18 protein-coding genes and 2 riboswitches are annotated in these 18,949 nt (G+C 65.4%); of the genes, 9 read left to right on the top strand and 9 right to left on the bottom strand.

All coding sequences use genetic code 11. The features are described 5' to 3' along the window. Positions 1–307: 307 nt before the first annotated feature. The 3 genes from ACF3ND_RS08985 to ACF3ND_RS08975 all read right to left on the bottom strand — a co-directional run bounded on the left by ACF3ND_RS08985 (position 308) and on the right by ACF3ND_RS08975 (position 3,211). Positions 308–1,057 carry an SDR family NAD(P)-dependent oxidoreductase gene (locus ACF3ND_RS08985; protein ID WP_394065732.1) on the bottom strand — a complete coding sequence of 250 codons (750 nt, stop codon included), beginning with the start codon at positions 1,055–1,057 and terminating at the stop codon, positions 308–310. Between the two features lie 79 nt (positions 1,058–1,136). After that, entirely contained in the window at positions 1,137–2,432 is a 1,296-nt protein-coding gene (locus ACF3ND_RS08980; protein ID WP_394065731.1) for an LLM class flavin-dependent oxidoreductase, read from the bottom strand. Then, the gene (locus ACF3ND_RS08975) at positions 2,429–3,211 is read right to left on the bottom strand and encodes a 3-oxoacyl-ACP reductase (RefSeq protein ID WP_394065730.1); all 783 of its coding nucleotides are present in this window, start codon (positions 3,209–3,211) and stop codon (positions 2,429–2,431) included. The genes ACF3ND_RS08980 and ACF3ND_RS08975 overlap by 4 nt, the downstream gene beginning before the upstream one ends. Positions 3,212–3,261: 50 nt before the next feature. Continuing rightward, positions 3,262–3,358: riboswitch (TPP riboswitch) on the bottom strand. A 66-nt stretch (positions 3,359–3,424) separates the two neighbouring features. Next, positions 3,425–3,624, top strand: a riboswitch (TPP riboswitch). Positions 3,625–3,761: 137 nt separating this feature from the next. Between ACF3ND_RS08975 and ACF3ND_RS08970 the strand changes: the two genes are divergently transcribed. Continuing rightward, positions 3,762–5,207 carry a sodium:solute symporter family protein gene (locus tag ACF3ND_RS08970; RefSeq protein WP_394065729.1) on the top strand — a complete coding sequence of 482 codons (1,446 nt, stop codon included), beginning with the start codon at positions 3,762–3,764 and terminating at the stop codon, positions 5,205–5,207. A gap of 64 nt (positions 5,208–5,271) precedes the next feature. On the opposite strand, the gene ACF3ND_RS08965 is transcribed toward ACF3ND_RS08970, so the two are convergent. The 3 genes from ACF3ND_RS08965 to ACF3ND_RS08955 form a co-directional block, all read right to left on the bottom strand. Then, positions 5,272–6,105 (bottom strand): flagellar motor protein MotB, encoded by an 834-nt coding sequence (locus tag ACF3ND_RS08965; protein ID WP_394065728.1) that lies wholly within the window; start codon positions 6,103–6,105, stop codon positions 5,272–5,274. A 5-nt stretch (positions 6,106–6,110) separates the two neighbouring features. Next, positions 6,111–6,926 (bottom strand): motility protein A, encoded by an 816-nt coding sequence (locus tag ACF3ND_RS08960; protein WP_394065727.1) that lies wholly within the window; start codon positions 6,924–6,926, stop codon positions 6,111–6,113. An 88-nt stretch (positions 6,927–7,014) separates the two neighbouring features. Beyond that, a complete protein-coding gene (locus ACF3ND_RS08955) occupies positions 7,015–7,401 on the bottom strand; it encodes a hypothetical protein (protein WP_394065726.1) in 387 nt (128 codons plus the stop codon). A gap of 295 nt (positions 7,402–7,696) precedes the next feature. Here ACF3ND_RS08955 and pbpG point away from each other — a divergent pair, with 295 nt between their 5' ends. Next, positions 7,697–8,653 carry a D-alanyl-D-alanine endopeptidase gene (gene pbpG / locus ACF3ND_RS08950; RefSeq protein WP_394065725.1) on the top strand — a complete coding sequence of 319 codons (957 nt, stop codon included), beginning with the start codon at positions 7,697–7,699 and terminating at the stop codon, positions 8,651–8,653. 466 nt (positions 8,654–9,119) lie between these two features. Here pbpG and ACF3ND_RS08945 read toward each other — a convergent pair whose 3' ends face one another. Continuing rightward, positions 9,120–9,668 (bottom strand): YdeI/OmpD-associated family protein, encoded by a 549-nt coding sequence (locus ACF3ND_RS08945; RefSeq protein WP_394065724.1) that lies wholly within the window; start codon positions 9,666–9,668, stop codon positions 9,120–9,122. A 166-nt stretch (positions 9,669–9,834) separates the two neighbouring features. On the opposite strand from ACF3ND_RS08945, the gene ACF3ND_RS08940 reads away from it, so the two are divergent. Continuing rightward, positions 9,835–10,692, top strand: coding sequence for an NRDE family protein (locus ACF3ND_RS08940; protein ID WP_394065723.1), 858 nt, complete (start codon positions 9,835–9,837; stop codon positions 10,690–10,692). Beyond that, positions 10,689–11,108 carry a carboxypeptidase-like regulatory domain-containing protein gene (locus ACF3ND_RS08935; protein ID WP_394065722.1) on the top strand — a complete coding sequence of 140 codons (420 nt, stop codon included), beginning with the start codon at positions 10,689–10,691 and terminating at the stop codon, positions 11,106–11,108. Before ACF3ND_RS08940 ends, ACF3ND_RS08935 begins: the two co-directional genes overlap by 4 nt. Here the strand turns inward: ACF3ND_RS08935 and ACF3ND_RS08930 are convergent. Further along, a complete protein-coding gene (locus ACF3ND_RS08930) occupies positions 11,095–11,742 on the bottom strand; it encodes a tRNA-uridine aminocarboxypropyltransferase (RefSeq protein ID WP_394065721.1) in 648 nt (215 codons plus the stop codon). The two genes, ACF3ND_RS08935 and ACF3ND_RS08930, sit on opposite strands and share 14 nt — an antisense overlap. A gap of 224 nt (positions 11,743–11,966) precedes the next feature. Between ACF3ND_RS08930 and ACF3ND_RS08925 the strand changes: the two genes are divergently transcribed. The 5 genes from ACF3ND_RS08925 (at position 11,967) to ACF3ND_RS08905 (ending at position 18,118) form a co-directional block, all read left to right on the top strand. Continuing rightward, a complete protein-coding gene (locus ACF3ND_RS08925) occupies positions 11,967–12,749 on the top strand; it encodes a hypothetical protein (protein WP_394065720.1) in 783 nt (260 codons plus the stop codon). Beyond that, complete coding sequence (locus ACF3ND_RS08920; RefSeq protein WP_394065719.1) at positions 12,700–13,992, top strand: Y-family DNA polymerase; 1,293 nt, start codon at positions 12,700–12,702, stop codon at positions 13,990–13,992. Before ACF3ND_RS08925 ends, ACF3ND_RS08920 begins: the two co-directional genes overlap by 50 nt. Next, positions 13,989–17,174 carry an error-prone DNA polymerase gene (locus ACF3ND_RS08915; protein ID WP_394065718.1) on the top strand — a complete coding sequence of 1,062 codons (3,186 nt, stop codon included), beginning with the start codon at positions 13,989–13,991 and terminating at the stop codon, positions 17,172–17,174. The genes ACF3ND_RS08920 and ACF3ND_RS08915 overlap by 4 nt, the downstream gene beginning before the upstream one ends. A 63-nt stretch (positions 17,175–17,237) precedes the next feature. Beyond that, a complete protein-coding gene (locus ACF3ND_RS08910) occupies positions 17,238–17,699 on the top strand; it encodes a GatB/YqeY domain-containing protein (protein ID WP_394065717.1) in 462 nt (153 codons plus the stop codon). After that, positions 17,699–18,118 (top strand): PaaI family thioesterase, encoded by a 420-nt coding sequence (locus tag ACF3ND_RS08905; protein ID WP_394065809.1) that lies wholly within the window; start codon positions 17,699–17,701, stop codon positions 18,116–18,118. The genes ACF3ND_RS08910 and ACF3ND_RS08905 overlap by 1 nt, the downstream gene beginning before the upstream one ends. Before the next feature lie 37 nt (positions 18,119–18,155). On the opposite strand, the gene ACF3ND_RS08900 is transcribed toward ACF3ND_RS08905, so the two are convergent. Continuing rightward, the gene (locus ACF3ND_RS08900) at positions 18,156–18,929 is read right to left on the bottom strand and encodes an IclR family transcriptional regulator (protein WP_394065716.1); all 774 of its coding nucleotides are present in this window, start codon (positions 18,927–18,929) and stop codon (positions 18,156–18,158) included. Between the last annotated feature and the right edge of the window lie 20 nt (positions 18,930–18,949).

The following is an 18,949-nucleotide window of genomic DNA, read 5'->3' as shown; positions in this document are numbered from 1 at the left end:
TGCTGTCAGTATCCGGCCGCGGGAATTGCGGCGTCAAGGCGTGTGCCGTCAACCTTCAGACATTAAGGGCCCTTCTTTTGTTGGAGACTTTCTTTATGAAACAGGGAAATTTTTTCCGTTAATTGCATTTTTATATTCGCATAGTGTCTGGCCCGCGTACTGAGTTGGGATCTGGCATGAGGAATCCGCTTGGGAGGGCCTGCAGCAGCCTGCTTTCCCTAAGAATACGCATGGGCGCATACGACGCCCATGCCCTGTTTCTTACAAGCCGGACTTCACAGCGGCATTGACAGCGATGCAAACACCGTCAAGCGCTGCGATGCACGCTCAGGCCCGCAAAGCTCTGCGCCACCGGCATGATCTCGATGTAGTTGACGTTCATGTGCGCCGGCGCGTTCATGATCCAGCAAATCGTGCCTGCCACGTCTTCGGGAGTCAGCGCCTGCACGTTCTGGTAGACCGCGGCGGCCTTCTCCTCGCTGCCCAGGCGCACCTTGGAAAAGTCCGTGCCCGAACACAGGCCGGGCGCCACGGTGGAGACGCGCACCGCCGTACCCGCCAGGTCCGCCCTCAGGTTCTTGCTGAAATGGTGTACGAAGGCCTTGGTCGCTCCATAGACATTGCCGCCCGCATACGCATAGGCGCCGGCGGTGGAACCCAGGTTGATGACGTGTCCCCTGTTCTGCTCCACCATGCCGGGCAGCAAGGCGTGGGTGATATGCAGCAAGGAGCTGATATTGGTGCTGACCATGGTGTCCCAATGCTCCAGACTGGACTGCTGGGCCGGCGCCACGCCCAGGGCCAGGCCCGCATTGTTGACCAGCACATCGATGGACGGGAAGCGTGCGCGTATGTCGGCCAGCGCCGCTTCCACGGCGCTGCGGTCGGTCAGGTCCACGCTGACGGGCACGAAGCGCTCGCCCAGCTCGCTTGCCAGCTCCTGCAGCTTGTCCTTGCGGCGCGCCAGGCCGATGACGGTATGGCCTTCGGCCACCATCTGACGTGCAATGGCGGCTCCAAATCCCGACGAGGCTCCCGTGACGACTGCGGTTTTCATGATGCTCTGTTCCTGTATGCCCGCCGGCAGCGCCGGCGAGCGATTAAAGCATCAAGAATAGCAAAAAAGCCCGTCCAGGTCAGAGGCTGGCCGGCCGTTCCAGTCCCAGATGGCCGCGCAGGGTGCGGTGCTCGTAATCCTGGCGGAACAGGCCTCGCTTTTGCAGCACGGGAATGACCTGCTCCACGAAATCGCGGATGCCGCCAGGCAGCGACGGCGGCATCAGGTTGAAGCCGTCCGCGCCTTCGTTGCGCCACCACAGCTCGATCTGGTCCGCGATGGATTCCGGAGTTCCCACCATGGTGCAATGGCCGCCGCCCGCGGCCAGACGGCCCAGCAATTCGCGCACGGTGGGCTGCTCGGTCTGGATGATGCGCAGCACCGTGGCGTAGCGTCCTTTGGGCCCCTTGAAGCTTTCCAGAGGCGGCAGGGGCGGCACGGGCGCGTCCAGATCCCAGCCCATGCAATCCTGGCCCACGAACGTTCCAAGCTGACGCAGCGAGGTTTCCGCAGGCAGCAATTCGTCCAGTTCGCGCTGCTTGCGGCGCGCCTCCTCCATGGTGGAGCCCACATAGGTGACCAGGCCCGGCATGATGGGCAGGGGCACGCCCCGCCCCGTCGCCTGCACGCGCCGCTTCATGTCGCGGTAATAGGCCTGGGCGGACGGCAGATCGTAGGCCACGGCATAGATGGCCTCGGCCTTGCGGGCCGCCAGGTCGCGTCCCTGCTCGGAAGCGCCGGCCTGGAACAGCACCGGCTGCCCCTGGGGAGAGCGCGGCAGGGTCAAGGGCCCGTCCACCAGGAAATGCTCGCCTTGATGATGTATCTGGCGCACCTTGTCCACCCGCGCGTAATCGCCCTGGCGATTCATCGCCAAGGCATCGTCGGTCCAGGAATCGAACAGCTTCAGGGCCGTGTCCACGAACTCCTCGGCCCGGGCGTAACGCCAGGCATGGTCGGGCATGGCGGCATAGCCGTGGTTGCGCGCCTCCGCATCGAACATGGAAGTGACCACGTTCCAGCCCATGCGTCCTTGCGAAACATGGTCCAGCGAACACAGCATGCGCGCCGCCACGAAAGGCGTGTAGAAGGTGCTGGAGACCGTGCTGATCAGGCCGATGCGCTCGGTGGCCCGCGCCAGCGCGGACATCAGGGTCAAAGGCTCCAGGAACCAGCGCGGCCCGTCGGCCACATTGTCCGTGGACTGTCCGTCGGCAAAGAAGATGGCGTCCAGCTTGCCCTTTTCGGCCAGCTGGGTCAGTTCTTCGTAGAAGCGGGCGTCGCCCAGACGTTCCACCTGGGAATCAGGATGGCGCCAGGCGGCGCGGTGATGGCCGCAGCCGTGTATGAACAGGTTGAAATGCAGCTGTCTCATCCGTTTTTCACCAGTCCGCCATCCACGACCAGGTTCTGTCCCGTGACGGCGCGCGCCCAAGGACCCGCAAAGAACAGCGCCGCATCCGCGAATTCCTCGGGCGTGGTCACCCGGCGCAGCGGCGTGCTGGCGGCGATCAGGTCGAACACCGCTTCCGGCGTGGCCGCCGAGGCGTCCGTGGTGCGCAGCAGGCCGCCGGAGATCATGTTGACGGTGATCTGCTGCGGGCCCAGATCCTGCGACAGGGTGCGCGTCAGGGACAGCAGCGCCGCCTTGGCGGCCGTGTAGTCGTGATACGGCACGACGGGATTCTGGAACAGGTTGGTGCCGATATTGATGATGCGGCCAAAGCCGGCTTCCTGCATGCCCGCCAGGGCGGCCTGCGTCGTGTTCAAGGCTCCGCCCACCACGCCTTCCAGCTGCTGATGCAGGTCGGCCCAGCGCAGCGTGTCCGCATGCGGGCGCGCATCGCCGTTGAACTTGAAGGCCGGCAAGGCATTGTTCACCACCGTGGTGACGGGCGCGCCGAAATGCTGGCGCGCCGCGGCGAACATGGCCTGAACCGCTTGCGCGTCGGTCACGTCCGCCTGCACCGCCAGGCACTGGCCGGGAAACTCGGCCGCCAGGGCCTGCGCGCCCGCTGCGCTTGTCAGGTAATTGATGACCACCCGCGCGCCCTGGCGCGCAAAGGCGCGCACCAGGCTGGCGCCCAGGCCGCGCGCCCCGCCCGTGACGAGGACGACTTGCCGTGAGAGTTCCGAAATAGTGTCCAGAGACATGACATTCCTTCCAAAGATTCGGCGAGGATGTCAGCCCTGTTCGGACAGGGGAAATGAGGGTTCGACATCCCTTCGCCAGTATGAGCTGGATCAGGTTCGACGGGTTTTATCTCAGCCCTTTTGAAAAGGACACCCCGTGCCGCAGGGCAGACCATAGCACAGAACGCGCCTTCAGTCTTTATTGACTTTCAGGCCGCACGCTTCTAAGCTTTGCGCAGTTCCTGGGGGAGTCCTTGGAACGTGTTCATTCCACGGCCCGCAAGACGGCGACCAACCGCAGTCCTGGCGCGCGACGGCAAGGCCATGAAAAGACCATGAACACGTTCTTGACGGGCTGAGATTCCGCTCTCATGCGGTAACCCTTCGAACCTGATCCGGATCATGCCGGCGAAGGGAAGGAAACGCGGCCCATCGGCCTGCCTGCAGCCCGTCACGCTGCGCGCGCCGCCTCACACGCCCATTTCTATCCCTCCATTCTTGTCCGCCCTGCGCCCAACCGGGCCGCTGCAGGCGGGTTCGCGCCTGCCCTGGCAGGCTTTGGGGAGATATCATGCTGAACCAGAACGCCACGCTGCTGTGGCTGCTTGCCTTTTCAACCCTGTTCGCGGTGGCCGGGGTGCTGTACGCCCGGCGCCAGAACGGTTCCCTGGAAGACTTCGTGGTGGCGCGCAACAGCCAGAGCGCGCTGGCCACCATCCTGACCCTGCTGGCCTCGTCCCTGGGCGCGTGGATCCTGTTTTCCCCCGCCCAGGCGGCCACCTGGGGCGGCCTGTCCGCCGTGATCGGCTATGCGCTGGGCTCCATGTCCCCGCGCCTGGTCATGATCCCGCTGGGCAAGCGCATGCGCGAGCTGCTGCCGCGCGGCCACAGCCTGACCGAGTTCGTCATCGCCCGCTACGGCCGGCCCATGTATGCGCTCACCTTGCTGATCATGCTGTTCTACATCTTCATCGCCATGACGGCGGAAATCACCGCCATGTCCAAGATGATCACCCTGATCGCGCCCATTCCCTTGTGGGTCACGGCCAGCGTGGTGCTGGTGGCCACGCTGATCTACACCTCCTACGGCGGCCTGCGCGCCTCCATCTTCACGGACAAGGTGCAGATGCTGGTGATCGTGCCCATGCTGTTCCTGATCGTGCTGCTCGGCTGGCAGGCCGTGGGCGGCCCGGCGCAATTGCTGCGCACCGTGGAGCTGCAGGCGCCGCGCCTGGTGGAGCTGAGCGACCCGGTCGGCGTCAAGGCGGGCCTGACCTTTTTCGTGGCCATCCTGCTGACCGGCCTGTTCCACCAGGGCAACTGGCAGCGCATCTATGCCGCCCGGAGCGACAAGGCCATGCGCAACGGCTTTCTGCTGGGCGGCCTGTTCGTGGCGCCCTTCATCTTCCTGATGGGCTTGTTCGGCCTGGCCTTCGTGGGCCTGGGCGGCCAGGGCGACAGCTCCGTGGCGCTGTTCAACGTGATTCTGCCCCAGGCGCCCGTCTGGTTCCTGGTGCTGCTGATCCCGCTGGGCCTGTCGCTGGTCATGAGCAGCGCCGACACCGTCATCAGCGCCGTCTCCAGCCTGGTGGCCGTGGACCTGGGCCGGCTGATGCCCCAGCGCAGCACCGCCCAGATGATGCGCCTGGCGCGCTGGCTGGTGTGGCTGAGCGCCATCCCGGTGCTGGTGGCCTCCTCCCAGGGCTACAGCGTGCTGTACCTGTTCCTGCTGGCCGATCTGCTGTGCTCGGCCGCGGCCTTCCCGGTGTTCTTCGGACTGTACAGCCGCCGCTACGACGGCATCACGGCCACCCTCAGCACCGTGGCGGGCCTGGCTGCGGGACTGGCCATCTTCCCGCGCCCCGACGGTCCGCTGGACTATCTGCTGGAATCCTTCGTGCTGGCGGCCGTGGTGCCCGCGCTGGTCACCGCCATCATCATGCCCCTGCGCCGGCGCCTGCCTCAGTTCGACTTCGGCAAGCTGGCCGGCTCCACGCGGGTGCTGGACCAGAACTGAATTTGATCACGCACAGGCGCGCCGATCTCGCCATCAAGGACGGGGCCGGCGCGCAAGTACAGGATCAGGGCTGGATCTGCCCCTCAGGGGCCGTCAACAGAATCAGCTCCACGCGCCGGTTGCTGGCCCGCCCTTCGGAGCTCGCGTTGTCACCCAGAGGCCGCGTATCGGCATAGCCCACGGCGCTCAGGCGTTGACTGGCCACGCCATTGGATTCCAGATAGCGCACCACGCTGCCGGCGCGCGCGCCGGACAGTTCCCAGTTCGAGGGGTAGCGGTAGCTGCGAATGGGCACCGAATCCGTATGGCCTTCGATGACGATCTGGTGCGATGTGGAGTTCAGCACCGTCACCAGCTTGCGCAGCACGCCCAGGCCTTCCAGCCCCAGGTCCGCGCCACCCGAGGAGAACAGGATTTCGCTGTTGATGCGGAAACTGATGGACTTGTCGTTGACCACGATGTCGATATCGTCGCCCAGTCCGTCCAGCTGCAGGCCATGATCGCCCGCGCCCTGCCCCGGCGCCTTGCCGCTTTCGGGCAGCAGCCCCGCTCCGGCCGGCATCACGCCGGCGCCGGCGGCCCCGGCCTGGGCCACTGCCGCCACCCCGCCCTGCCCCGCGCCCGCTTCCGACTGGGCGCGCTTGCCGGCGAAGGACAGCATGACGATCATCAGCACCAGCAGCAGCGTCATCATGTCCAGATAGGTGGTCAGCCAGGACTCTTCTTCCTCGGGCGCGGCCAGCGCCGGCTCGTCCCAGCGGCGCCCCCGCCGCGCGGCGAGATTGCTGGCCAGCTGCTGCTCGGCCATGCCGCGACGCGCTTCTTCCAGCTCCTTCTGGACGGCCTTCTGGCGCTCCGCCAGTTCGCCCAGGGTGATGTCCTGCTCCTTGCGTGCCATGGCGATCAGCTCCGCTCGGGAGCCGGATCGGGATCGTCGTCTCGGCCGCCCCGGTCGTTGATTTCATCCTGATACTGAGCCATGAAGGAATTCAGGGTTTCACGCATCAGGGCCGGACCGCGCCGCTGGCTCATCATGGACACGCCCTGCATGATCATGTTCATCAGCACCACGCGCTGTTCGGTGCGGCGTTCCAGCTTGACGGCCACGGGCTTGAAGACCAGGTTGGACAGCAGCACGCCGTAGAAGGTCGTCATCAGCGCCAGCGCCATCTGCTGGCCGATGGACGTGATGTCGCCATCGCCCAGCAGGAACATCAGGTTCACCAGGCCGATCAGCGTGCCCACCATGCCGAAGGCGGGCGCAAAGCTGGCCATCAGGCGGAACAGCTGGGCCTCCGCATGTTCTCGCGCACGCAGCCGGCTGATGCGCCATTGCAGCAGATCCTGGATGTCTTCTTCAGGCGCCCGGTCTATGACCAGCTGCACGCCGGTCTTCAGAAACGGATTGGCCACTTTCTCCAGCGCGGTCTCCACCGCGCGTATGTCGCCCATCATCCACAGACGCGAGATGTTGATCAGCTCGTCCATGTCCTGCTGGGTATACAGGCGTTCGTTGCGCAGCACGGTGCCGATCAGCCCGAAGATGCGCACCACTTCGCTCAGGGGATAGCTGATGAAGGTGGCCGCCAGCGTGCCCACCAGCACCACGGCCAGGCTGGGCAGGTCCACGAACAGGGCGGGATTTTCAGCGGTAAAGAAAAGGATGACGGCGAACAGCAGCACGCTGGCCACGATGCCGATCAGGGTAGAGGGATTCATGCACAAGTCCTGGTTGCGGGCCCAACGGCCCTCAACCCTACATATCGGCCCTGCGAGGACTTTCTTTAGACGTGAAGATTGATCTGGATCAATCCGCGCGCTCGTACCAGACCTGGATGTCCGCCTGCACGCGCACCGGCGTCGTGCTGCCGGCCCAGCTCCAGACCTCGTGCTGCAGGACGAAGCCGCGCCGCGCGTCCTGGCCCGCGAAGACGCTGGTGTTCAATACGGCGCCGTTCATGTCCACGCAGGGGCCGCCGCCGTCCAGGCACAGGCGGCTTTTCAACACGGCGCGGCCGCCATGGCGATAGCTGACATGCACCTTGCGTATCGTGACCGCAGCGCTTGAACGCGCCAGCTCCGGCGGGGCCGGAAACGACTGGGTGGCGCGCGGCAGCCCGGTGGTGATCGCTGGTCCCAGTTGCTGGGTTCCCCACGACAGGGACGCTGCCTGCGCCGGCATCACTGCCGACATGGCGATAAATGCGCTTTGAATTAAAAATCTGTTTAAAAAAACAGTGAATTTCTTTTCCATGTCTGTTTCGTTTTCGTTTCACTGTATCTTTATACAGATAAAATAAGCGCCTTAACGAAAGCGGGGGCCCGACTTAAGTTTTTTTTCAACTTTTGCGCGTAAGCGACTAATATAGCTGGACATTTTTCTGGTAGCATTAGCGCACGGATCTGATTGAAGTTCTGTTTCTCGCCCACGGAAACCGAAGATGCAACAACACAGAAAAAAGAATTTTATATGCCTGGCGCTCAGCGTCTTGTTTTCAGTGCCCTTTTCCACCGCCGCCCTGGCCCAGACCGTCGCCCTGGCGCCCCAGGCCGTCACGGCAGAGCCCGCCTCGGCCGTCAGCTACAAGGCCCCGCACCTGGTCTTCAAGAAGAACCTGCAGCCGGTCACCTATACCGAAAACGACAGCCAGCGCGCCCTGAACAGCCTCAAGCACGACGCCTTGATCCAGAACGCCGCCCTGCGCTCGGAGATCGCCTTCGTCCAGGACCTGGAGTCGGCCACCGTGCTGTACCAGAAGAACAGCGACGCCGTGCGGCCCATCGCCTCGATCACCAAGCTGATGACCGCCCTGGTCGTGGCCGAGTCCGGCCTGCCCATGGACGAAATGCTGCAGATCATCGACGATGACGTGGACCGCGTCAAATATTCCAGTTCACGCCTGAGCGTGGGTTCCACCCTGAGCCGCGCCGACATGATGCATCTGGCCCTGATGTCCTCGGAGAACCGCGCCGCCCACGCCCTGGGCCGCAACTACCCCGGCGGCCTGGCCGCCTTCGTGCGCGCCATGAACGACAAGGCGCGCGCCCTGGGCATGCGCAACACGCATTTCGTCGAGCCCACCGGCCTGTCCAGCGACAACGTCTCCAGCCCGCGTGATCTGGTCAAGCTGCTGGCCGCCGCCAGCAAGCAGCCGCGCATCCACCAGTACACCACCAACGACCAATATTCCGTGCAGGTCGGCCGCGGCCGCCAGCTGGTGTTCAACAACACCAACCGCCTGGTCAAGAACGCCAACTGGGACATCCAGGTCTCCAAGACCGGCTTCATCAACGAAGCCGGCGAATGCCTGGTCATGCTCACCAAGATCGAAGACCGCGAAGTGGCCATCGTCCTGCTGAACTCCTCCGGCCGCTACTCCCGTATCGGCGACGCCGTGCGCATCCGCAATCTGGTCGAAAAATCGAATGGGCTGGCCATGCTGTGACGTAATGGCGGTTTGCCTTTGAACAAGAGATACCCCGCTTTGGCGGGGTATTTTTTTGCGCTTGAAGGCGATGAGGGTCACACCCCGGAATGACGACGTGGAGCATGAAATCAGGATCCCTCAGCTGCGCTTCGCCTTGACGAAATGAATTTCGTGCCACAACGTTATGGTTGCATAAGGCAATCAATATGGGGGGCAGCCATGTCGATACCTCTTCAATCCTTTGACGGCATACGATCGGCCTCCCGCACGATCACCCAAGAACTGGACGTCAGTTCGTCCGAGCCAGGACGAACTCCTCCCACATGGGATCCAAGACTGATCTACGCCGTCAGCGTTGACCATTGCTCCAATATCATAACTGCAGCTTCATAAGAAGTTGAGCGCGATGTATCGATGATCAGCCGCTGTTCGTGTTCGGCCAGATCTGAACACACGACTTCCATTGAGCTTCAACAAAAACCTGCTAGCCGGCCGCTTTCGGAGCGCTAAAGCTCTTGCTGTAATACCCCGACGAATCAAAGCAGCAGACCCGCTTCTCGCCCGAGGCGAGCATGTCGCAGGCGTTCTCGATGCGGCGTTGGCGGGTTTTGCTTTGCCTGGCGGACTCGATCCAGTGGATCCAGTCCAGGCGGGCGAGGGTTGTCGTGTCTTCCCAGCTTGCCCTGGCGGCCGGGTTCAGGGCCAGCGCTGCCCGCAAATCGTCGGGCGCCACGGGCTCGGGCTCCGGGTCGGCCGGGAATATCTGCACGGTAACCGTATCCCCTGGTTTTACCCCGGCGGCATCCTGAAGCTTCTTGCTGACTTTGAGCCAGTGGCTGAGCCGGCCGTCCGGCTCCAGCGTGGCTTGGAAAGGATGTCCATCAAGAACGCCGTCCACCGACGTTCTGCCGCGTCGGGGCAGCGTATCGCTCACGGCTTTGGGCAAGACGAGAAAAGCCCATGCGTCGTCCTCGCCCGGACTGGCCGGGCGCAGCAGTTCTGCCTCGAAGCTTGACGCTATTTTTTCTGCCATTTCAGAATCCCTTGGTCGCTCAGGCATGGGGAAATTCAAACATCGAAACAAATTTCAAGCGCATGCAGGCCAGCTTACTTCGTCCGCATGAAAGTCGCCAAGTCTCCCTGGCGTCAAAATCGCTGCCCAGCTATCCAACCCCATCCGCCCATCCTACAATTCCCCTATGTGCATCGCTTACATCGCCATGGGGGTCAATGCGGATTGGCCCCTGATCATTGCGTCCAACCGCGACGAATTCCATGCCCGTCCCGCACAGGCGGCGCGCCCGTGGGCGGAAGAACCCGGGATTCTGGCCGGCAAGGACCTGCTGGCCGGCGGAACCTGGCTGGGCCTGGATCCGGAGCGCGGTCGGCTGGCCCTGCTGACCAATTACCGCGAGCCCCTGGTCGCCCCCGAGCCCGGGCGACGCTCGCGCGGCGAGCTGCCTCCGCAATTTCTGCGTGATGAACGCTCGCCACAGGCTTTCCTGCAGCAACTGCATGAGCAAAAAGATCTGTATGCAGGCTTCAACCTGCTCGCGCTGCAATGGCCGAACGGCGCCGGCCCCATGCTGGCGGGCTATTACAGCAACCGGCATCCGCAAGGGCATCCGCTGGCCCTGGACCCGGGCATCCGGGTGCTGAGCAATGAATGGCTGGACAGTCCCTGGCCCAAGAGCCTGTACTTGAAAGAAACATTGGACGCCGAAGGCTTCGACGGTTCGGATGCAGCGCTGGAGCAATTGTTCATGGGTCTGCGATATGATCGAGCCGCGCCGGACGCCGATCTGCCCCGCACGGGCCTGAGCCTGGAACGCGAGCGCCTGTTGAGCAGCCCGTTCATCGTCAGTCCCGACTACGGCACGCGCTGTTCCACCGTCATCGTGGTGGACAAGCAGGGCCGCGGCCTGCTGCGTGAACGCAGCTTCACGCAGCAGGCCGCCGTCTCCCGCCAGCACGACTGGCACTTCCAATGGCCGGCGCCCCTGGAGGCCGCCCCCACCCGACACGACAACCCTTCTTTCAGCAAGGAAACATCATGAGCACTCGTCTTTCCCTGGCCGGCCTGGGCCTGGCCCTGGCTGTGCTGGCCGCTCCTTCGGCCCATGCGCAAGAGCTTCCCCCCAGCCAGCACTACGGCTCCACGGAATACATCAGCGGCGGCATAGGCAGCGACGAGGCCGAACTGTTCCGCCTGGCTCGCAAGACTTTCCCGCTGTCGGTGAATTTTTCCGCCAACCTGGGCGAGCGCGCCGGCTATGTGTCCGACGTGCAGCTCGTCATTCGCAACAGCAATGATCAGACTGTATTGAACAGCCTGATCGACGGCCCCTATTGCCTGATCCGCCTGGCTCCCGGCGCCTACAAGGTATTCGCCACCTACCAGGGCGTGACCCAGGAACGCAGCGCCGAGATCGTGGACGGTCAGCCGCGCGAGATCAACTTCATGTGGAAGTAGGATAGTTGCGCCGGTACGTATCCGGGCCCATGGCCTGGATCTGCTCGGCGATCAATTGCTCGAAGGGCCGCAGCAAAGGCGTGAAGTCCCGCTGCGGCTCCAGTATCTGCAGGACCCGGACGATGGCTTCCAGCGTGGACACGGCCTGCGGATCCGGCGCTTTGCGCAGGCGATAACGCGACGGCGCTCCGGCCGGCAAGACCCAGCGCGGCAGCTCCAGCAGGAGCGGGTTGGCCGTCAGGATGCGGCGCGCCTTGCGCCAAGTGCCGTCCGGCACCACGATAAGGTCGGGCGGCCCGCGATCGGGCGGCCCGCGTTCGGGCGGCCCGCCGTCGGGATGCGCGCCGACGGGCTGGCCTGCCGGCACGGCCCCCTCGCCTGGAAACAGCAGCACGGCCTGGCGAGCCTGCGCCAGACGCGCGGGCAGCGCATCGAAACATTCCCCCACCCACAATTCCGTATCCTGCAGGCCCAGATGGGCCAGGCGGGCCGTATTCAAGGCATGGCGCGCCTCGGACGCATGTTGCAGGATCAATATGGGGCACGCCTGCTCCAGCGATGGAATCAGGGGACACAGGCAGCGGGGCTGAGGCCGCTGGCAACGAGAGCAGCGACGGGAAGGGACGGGGCTCATGCCGGAACGCGAAAACAGGAAGGACCCATTATAAAAGCCTCCCCTTCGAGCCGGGGATCGGCATGAGGAGCGCTCGCCGCCACGCGCCTGTCCATTTCGCGGCCGGCTCCGGGCAAGCGGCATTTTCTTGAAGAAGTCTCTGCAGACAGGACGTTTCGCTCAAGCTGAACTTGGGCAATTCCTATAAATACTGTATATTTATACAGCTAAAAAGGAAAACAACCATGACTGCCGCCTTGCGCCCTCTTCTCGATCTGCACCCGTCCCTGTGGACCGGCCAGCACTGGTCCCGTCCCGCTGACGCCTGTCTGCCCAGCGGCTTTGCCGAACTGGACGCGGAACTACCGGGCGGCGGATGGCCGCGGGGCAGCCTGGTGGAATTGCTGGCCCCCCGGGACAGCAGCGCCTTGTCCCTGCTCCTGCCCGTTCTGAACGCGCTGGAAACCGACCGGCTGCGCGTGCTGGTTGCTCCGCCCTACCAGCCCGTGCACCAGGCCTGGCGCTCCCCGCCTCCCGCATCGGATCCCGACCCGGCCCAGGCGCCCGGCAAAGCCGCGCACAGCGATTCCAGCCCTTGCCCGCCGCGTCTGCTCTGGATACGCAGCCGCCAGGTCTCCGACACGCTGTGGGCCAGCGCCCAGGCGCTGCGTCATGGTCATTGCGGCGCCGTCCTCGCCTGGCTGCCCGCCCAAGTGCCGCTGGCCGCCCTGCGCCAGCTGCAATTGCTGGCCAGCCAGGGCGACAGCCTGTTCTTTTGCCTGCGCCCAGCCGGCGCCCTGCTGCCCGCCAGCCCGGCCCTGCTGCGCCTGCAGCTGGAAACCCGCCAGGATGCGCAAGGCCGCGCCTGGCTGGACGTGCATACCCGCAAGCGCCGCGGCCCGCCCTGCCCCCGCCCCATCTGCCTGCGGCCTCAGGATATCGCTGCGGGTTCCATTTCCACGCCTGCCACGCCTCGCCATGTCCCCCTGGCTATGCCTGCCCCTGTCCGGCAACAGCACCTCGCCTGATGCCTGCCGCGAACAGGTCCAGGCCGTGCTGCCCCTGCTGCTGCGCTACAGCCCGCAGCTGGCGCAGCCGCAACCCGGCGTTCTTCTGCAGAACCTGGGCGCCAGCCTGATGCTGTTCGGCGGATTGCGCACGCTGTACGCCCGCATACGGCAGGACCTGCAGCCCCTGCTGCCCGGTCTGCGCCCGGCGCTGGCCTCCACCGCCCGGGGCGCCTGGATGCTGGCGCTCGCGCCAGGGCGGCAGCGCCGGTGCCTGCGCCGTCTGCAGCCACGCCTGGACGCCTTGCCGGTGGATCTGCTGGGCCCCTCACCGGACGAACTGCGCTGGCTGCACAGTTTGGGCTGCCGGCGCCTGGGCCAGTTGCGCCAATTGCCGCGCGATGGCCTGGCGCAACGCGGTCTGCGCGATCTGCTGCTGCGCCTGGACCAGGCCTACGGCGAACGGGAACTAGTCCTGGACTGGCTGCAGGCGCCTCCCGCTTTCCAGCTGGCCCTGGATCTGGATTATTCCTCCCGCGCCAGCGGCCCCCTGCTGCACGGTTTGCAGCGCCTGTTGCACACTCTGGAACAGTGGCTGGAGCAGCGCCAGCTGGCCAGCGGCCAGCTGCTGGTCCTGCTGCAGGCCGAACGCCGCCGCGACCACCTGCATGAAGCCAGCCTGAACATCCAGATGGCGCGTTCCTGCTGGCGCAGCCAGGACTTTCTGCCCTTGCTGCAGGAGCGCCTGCTGCAGATCCGCCTGGACGCGCCCATCCAGCGCCTGGAGCTGCAAGCCCTGCAACTGCATCCCCGAAAGGCGCAGCCCAGCAGCCTGTTTCCGGACGCCCGGCATTGGCAGGAACAGGACCAGCGCCTGCTGGAACGCCTGCAGGCCCGGCTGGGCGCCGAACAGGTGCTGGTACCGGCGCCGCAGGCCAGCCATTTGCCCGAACAGGCCAATCAATGGCGGCCGGCCCTGGCCGGCACTCATTCCGCCTGTCCGGTTTCCCCTGCCTTGAGCCGGCCTGTCTGGATGCTGGAATCCGCGCAGCCCTTGACCCATGACCAGAATGCCGTCTGGCTGGAGGGCCGGCGCCTGCGCCTTGTGCAAGGCCCCGAACGCCTACAGACGGGCTGGTGGACCCCCGAAGGCCACCAACAGCGCGACTACTTCGTGGCGCAGGACGACCAAGGACGGCGCTACTGGGTCTACCGCGACCTGGGCCAGGAACAGGCCTGGTATCTGCATGGGGTGTTCGGATGAATGCCGCCCCCGAGTCCGGCCTGCTGTATTCGGAACTGGACTGCATCTCCAACTACAGCTTCCTGACCGGCGCCTCGCATCCCGAAGAACTCGTCACCCGGGCGGCCGAGCTAGGCTACCAGGCCCTGGCCCTGTGCGACTACGCCTCCATGGCCGGGGCGGTGCGCGCCTACGCGCAAGCCAGGCTGCACAAGAACATCCGCCTGCTGGTGGGCAGCCGCTTTCGCTTTATCGACGACAGGGACCTGGCCGGTCCAGAGCCCGGCCCCGCCGCAAGCACGCCGCACGAACTTCTGATCCTGCCGCGCAACAAGCAGGGCTACGGCAATCTGTGCCAGTTCATCTCCTTGCTGCGCCAATCCCTGGACCTGAAGAGCCAGCCCGACATCCCCTGGACCTGGCTGCAGCGGGCGCGTTTCGGCCAGGACAGCGAGCCTCTCCAGGACTGCCTGGTCATCTACAAGCCGGCCTACGGCCTGCCCGCCCGGGACATCGTGACCCAGGTGCGCCGCCTGCAGACGCTGTTTCCCGCCCGCCTTTTCCTGGGCGTCAGCCTGCACCGCCGCGACCAGGATGCTCGGCACCTGCAGCAGCTGCGCCTGGCCTCCCGGCACGCGGGATTGCGTTGCGCCGCGCTGGGCGGCGTGCAGATGCACGTGCGCTCGCGTCAGCCCCTGCACGACACCCTGGCCGCCATACGGCTCAAGACTCCGGTCCATGAATGCGGCTGGGCGCTGGCGGGCAACGCCGAACAGCATCTGCGCACCCGCCTGCAACTGGCCAATATCTATCCTGCCGACATGCGCGAAACCACGGACCAGATCCAGCAGCTGTGCCAGTTCTCCCTGGACGAGATCCGCTACGAATACCCTGTGGAAATCGTCCCGCCCGGCATGAACGGCATGCAGTACCTGCGCCAGGAAACCGAACGCGGCATAAGGCGGCGCTATGCCCAGGGCATCAGCGCCGAATTGCGCATCCGCCTGGAGGAAGAACTGGCCCTGATCCGGGACCTGAAATATGAATCCTATTTCCTGACCATCTACGACATCGTGACCTATGCTCGCAGCCAGGGCATTCTGTGCCAGGGACGGGGCTCGGCGGCCAATTCGGCGGTCTGCTATTGCCTGGGCATCACCGAAGTGGACCCGGCCAGCAGCCACACCCTGTTCGCCCGCTTCATCAGCCGCGAACGGGCCGAGCCGCCCGATATCGACGTGGACTTCGAACACCAGCGGCGCGAAGAAGTCATCCAGTACATCTACGGCAAATACGGCCGCGAGCGCGCCGCCCTGACCGCCGTGGTCATCACCTATCGGCGCCGCAGCGCGCTGCGCGACACGGGCAAGGCCCTGGACATCCCTCAGGCCCTGGTCGAGGCCCTGGTCCAGTGCGACCGGGCCTGGCTGAAGGACACCCGCGTGCAGGAAGAAGTCCTGGCGCGCTTTCCGGAATGCCCGTCCGAACTGGCGCATCTGTGGCTGTCGCTGACCCGCCAGCTGATGGGCTTTCCCCGCCACCTGTCCCAGCATCCGGGCGGCTTCGTGATTTCCCAGTCTCCCCTGCACCGGCTGGTCCCCATCGAGAACGCCGCCATGGCGGGACGCAGCGTCGTGCAATGGGACAAGGACGACCTGGACATCCTGGGCCTGCTGAAAGTGGACATCCTGGCGCTGGGCATGCTCAGCGCGCTGCGCCGCTGCCTGGACAGCATCAGCCGGGAGCTCGGCCGGCCCTATCCCCTGCAGGATATCCCCCTGGAATGCGACGAGACCTTCGCCATGATCCAGCGCGCCGATACGGTGGGCGTGTTCCAGATCGAGTCGCGCGCTCAGATGAGCATGCTGCCGCGCCTGAAGCCCGCCTGCTTCTACGACCTGGTGGTGCAGGTGGCCATCGTGCGCCCCGGCCCCATCCAGGGCGGCATGGTGCACCCCTACCTGGAGCGGCGCCGCGATCCCAGCAAGGTGGACTACCCCGCGCCCGAGATCCAGCACGTGCTGGAGCGCACGCTGGGCGTGCCCATCTTCCAGGAACAGGCCATGGAACTGGCCATGGAAGCCGCGGGATTCTCCGCCGACGAAGCCGACCAGCTGCGGCGCGCCATGGCGGCCTGGCGCCGGCGCGGCGGATTGGGCCCGTTCGAGGAAAAACTGAAGGAAGGCATGAAGAAAAAGGGCTACGACGACGACTTCGCCCAGCGCCTTTTCGACCAGATCAGCGGCTTCGGCGAATATGGCTTTCCGGAAAGCCACTCGGCCAGCTTTGCCAAGCTGGCCTGGATCAGCTCCTACCTGAAATACCATCGTCCGGACCATTTCCTGGCCGCCATGCTCAATTCCCAGCCCATGGGATTCTATGGCCCCAGCCAATTGGTGCAGGACGCACGCCGTCACGGCGTGCGGGTCCTGCCGGTGGACGTGCAGCACAGCGACGTGGAAAGCGCGGTCTGCCCCGCCGCCCAAGGCGGGCGCGCCGTGCGCCTGGGCCTGCACATGGTGAAAGGCCTGAGCCAGGACGGCGCCCGGGCCATCGTGGCCTACCGGCAGGCGCATCCCGGGCGCATCGTGGACCTGGCCTGCCTGCGCCAGGAACTGGGCCTGTCGCCCCACGACCAGCAGGCCCTGGCCCAGGCGCATGCACTGCGCAGCGCCTATGACCAGCGCCGCAGGGGCCTGTGGGAGGCTCGCCGCCACAGCCAGCCCGGCCTGCTCAGCCATGCGGAGACCCCCAACACCACGCCCGTCCTGCAAGCCGCCACGGCCGGCCAGGAAGTCCTGAACGATTACCACTCCCTGGGTCTGACGCTGGGCCGCCATCCCGTGGCGCTGCTGCGCGCCCGGCTGGAGCGGCTGCATTTCGTGCCGGCGCAACAGTTGCATGCCGATTACCCGGACCGGCGTCTGGCGCGCGCCTGCGGGCTGGTGACCACGCGCCAGCGGCCCGGCACCGCCAAAGGCACGATTTTCGTCACCCTGGAAGACGAGACCGGCAGCGTCAACGTGATCGTGCGCGACGAACTGGCCCAGCGGCAGTCCGACGCCCTGTTGCAATCGCGCCTGCTGGGCGTCTATGGCGTCTGGCAGCGCGAAGGCAGCGTCTGCCACCTGATCGCCCGCCGGCTGGTCAAGCTGAACCACCTGGTGGGCGAACTGGCGGCGCGCAGCCGGGACTTCCAGTAAGCGGCTCGCCCGCCGGCCGCCTGCGGTAAAATAAATGCTTTGCCCGTTCAACCAGGAACCACCATGAGTCAGACACTCAAAGCCCGCTTAGCCGACGACATCAAGACCGCCATGCGCGCTCGCGATAGCGAACGCCTGGGCACGCTGCGTTTTCTGCAGGCCGCCGTGAAACAGCGTGAAGTCGATGAACGCATCGAACTGGGCGACGCCGAGATCACCAGCATCATCGAAAAACAGGTCAAGCAGCGCCGCGAATCCATCCAGGCCTTCGAACAGGCCGGCCGCACGGAAAGCGCCGACAAGGAAAAAGCCGAACTGGCCGTGCTGCAGGAATACCTGCCCAAGCAGGCCGACGAGGCCGAAATCAACGATGTCATCGCACAGGCCATCGCCCAGGCCCAATCCGAAGGCGCCCAGGGTCCGTCCCTGATGGGCAAGGTCATGGGCCTGGTCAAGGCCAAGCTGGCCGGTCGCGCCGACATGTCCGCCGTCTCGGGCCTGGTCAAGCAAAAACTGAACTCGTGATGCAGCCCTTGCAGGCCGAAGCCCTGTCGGACAAGCAGGACTTCTTCGGCGCCCACATCCCCCTGATGCAGCACCTGGGCCTGCAAACCGTCTCCAACACGCCGCAAGGCGTGGAGACATTTCTGCCTTGGCAGGCCTGCAACGCCAATGCGCGCGCCGACGTGCACGGCGGCACCCTGATGGCGGTGCTGGATTTCACGCTCAGCGCCGCCGCGCGGGCCTGCAGGCCGGGCTCGGGCATGGCGACCATAGACATGAACACCCAGTTCCTGCTGCCGGCGCGCGGCGATGTCTGGTTCCGCGCCCGCTGCCTGTTCCTGGAAGGCGACACCGCTTACTGTGAAGGCGGCGGCTATGACGACAAGGACCGTCTGCTGGTCAAGGCGGCGGCCACCTTCCGCGTCGTGCGCGGCAGCTGAACCCGGCATCCGGAACGAGCCGGCCTTCGAGCTCCGGCTAGCTCCGCCCCCCCTCGGACGAACTCTCCCAAGCGTTGCGCCCGAACAGCCCCGCCATCTCGGCGGCCGCTTCGCGCATGGGCCCGGCAAACTGCAGCAGCTCCGCCATGGAACGCTGGGCCGTGGCGGCATGGCAGGCCAGCGCCGCCACCACGCGCCCCTGCTCATCCTGCACCGGTACGGCGATGGCCACCATGCCGCGCACGAACTCCTCGTTGTCGATGCCGATGCGCTGGCTGCGTATCCCCTGCAGCTCTGACTCCAGGCGGGCCCGATCGGCGATGGTGCGCGGCGTCAGCGCCTCCAGCGTGATCCGGTCCAGCATCTGGCGGCGCTGCACGTCCGGCGCCAAGGCCAGGAACAGCTTGCCGCTGGCCGTGCAATGCAAAGGCACGCGCGCGCCGATTTCCATGCGCAGCTGCAGCCGCATGGGCTCGGGACTTTCCACCCTGGACAGATATTGCACGGTGTCGCCGGCCAGCGCCGTCAGGTTGCAGGATTCGCCGATGATGCCCACCAGCCGCCCCAGTATGTGCCGGCTGGCCCGCAGAAAATGCGGCGAGCCCAGCAGGCCCGCCGCCAGGTGATGGGCGCGCGGACCGGGCATGTAGCCGCCTTCGCCCGGCACGCGCATGACGTAGGCCGCCTGCTCCAGCGACTGCAGGATGCGCAGCAGGCTGGTCTTGGGCAGCCCCGTGCGTTGCGCCAGCTGGGCCAGGGTCTGGGCGTACTGCGTATGCGCCAATTGTTCCAGCACGGTCAGAACCCTCAAGGGACGGCAATCCTCTGCCT

The sequence above is a fragment of the Alcaligenes sp. WGS1538 genome (assembly GCF_043187505.1).
Lineage (GTDB): Bacteria > Pseudomonadota > Gammaproteobacteria > Burkholderiales > Burkholderiaceae_B > Alcaligenes.
Note: the sequence above shows the minus strand (reverse complement) of the source record. Positions and strands in the feature narration are given on the sequence as shown.

Excerpts from the sequence above, each read along its gene's own strand:
- ACF3ND_RS08985 (WP_394065732.1), bottom strand. The coding sequence starts at position 1,057 with ATGAAAACCGCAGTCGTCACGGGAGCCTCGTCGGGATTTGGAGCCGCC.
- ACF3ND_RS08980 (WP_394065731.1), bottom strand. The coding sequence starts at position 2,432 with ATGAGACAGCTGCATTTCAACCTGTTCATACACGGCTGCGGCCATCAC.
- ACF3ND_RS08975 (WP_394065730.1), bottom strand. The coding sequence starts at position 3,211 with ATGTCTCTGGACACTATTTCGGAACTCTCACGGCAAGTCGTCCTCGTC.
- ACF3ND_RS08970 (WP_394065729.1), top strand. The coding sequence starts at position 3,762 with ATGCTGAACCAGAACGCCACGCTGCTGTGGCTGCTTGCCTTTTCAACC.
- ACF3ND_RS08965 (WP_394065728.1), bottom strand. The coding sequence starts at position 6,105 with ATGGCACGCAAGGAGCAGGACATCACCCTGGGCGAACTGGCGGAGCGC.
- ACF3ND_RS08960 (WP_394065727.1), bottom strand. The coding sequence starts at position 6,926 with ATGAATCCCTCTACCCTGATCGGCATCGTGGCCAGCGTGCTGCTGTTC.
- ACF3ND_RS08955 (WP_394065726.1), bottom strand. The coding sequence starts at position 7,401 with ATGTCGGCAGTGATGCCGGCGCAGGCAGCGTCCCTGTCGTGGGGAACC.
- ACF3ND_RS08945 (WP_394065724.1), bottom strand. The coding sequence starts at position 9,668 with ATGGCAGAAAAAATAGCGTCAAGCTTCGAGGCAGAACTGCTGCGCCCG.
- ACF3ND_RS08940 (WP_394065723.1), top strand. The coding sequence starts at position 9,835 with ATGTGCATCGCTTACATCGCCATGGGGGTCAATGCGGATTGGCCCCTG.
- ACF3ND_RS08935 (WP_394065722.1), top strand. The coding sequence starts at position 10,689 with ATGAGCACTCGTCTTTCCCTGGCCGGCCTGGGCCTGGCCCTGGCTGTG.
- ACF3ND_RS08930 (WP_394065721.1), bottom strand. The coding sequence starts at position 11,742 with ATGAGCCCCGTCCCTTCCCGTCGCTGCTCTCGTTGCCAGCGGCCTCAG.
- ACF3ND_RS08925 (WP_394065720.1), top strand. The coding sequence starts at position 11,967 with ATGACTGCCGCCTTGCGCCCTCTTCTCGATCTGCACCCGTCCCTGTGG.
- ACF3ND_RS08920 (WP_394065719.1), top strand. The coding sequence starts at position 12,700 with ATGTCCCCCTGGCTATGCCTGCCCCTGTCCGGCAACAGCACCTCGCCT.
- ACF3ND_RS08915 (WP_394065718.1), top strand. The coding sequence starts at position 13,989 with ATGAATGCCGCCCCCGAGTCCGGCCTGCTGTATTCGGAACTGGACTGC.
- ACF3ND_RS08910 (WP_394065717.1), top strand. The coding sequence starts at position 17,238 with ATGAGTCAGACACTCAAAGCCCGCTTAGCCGACGACATCAAGACCGCC.
- ACF3ND_RS08905 (WP_394065809.1), top strand. The coding sequence starts at position 17,699 with ATGCAGCCCTTGCAGGCCGAAGCCCTGTCGGACAAGCAGGACTTCTTC.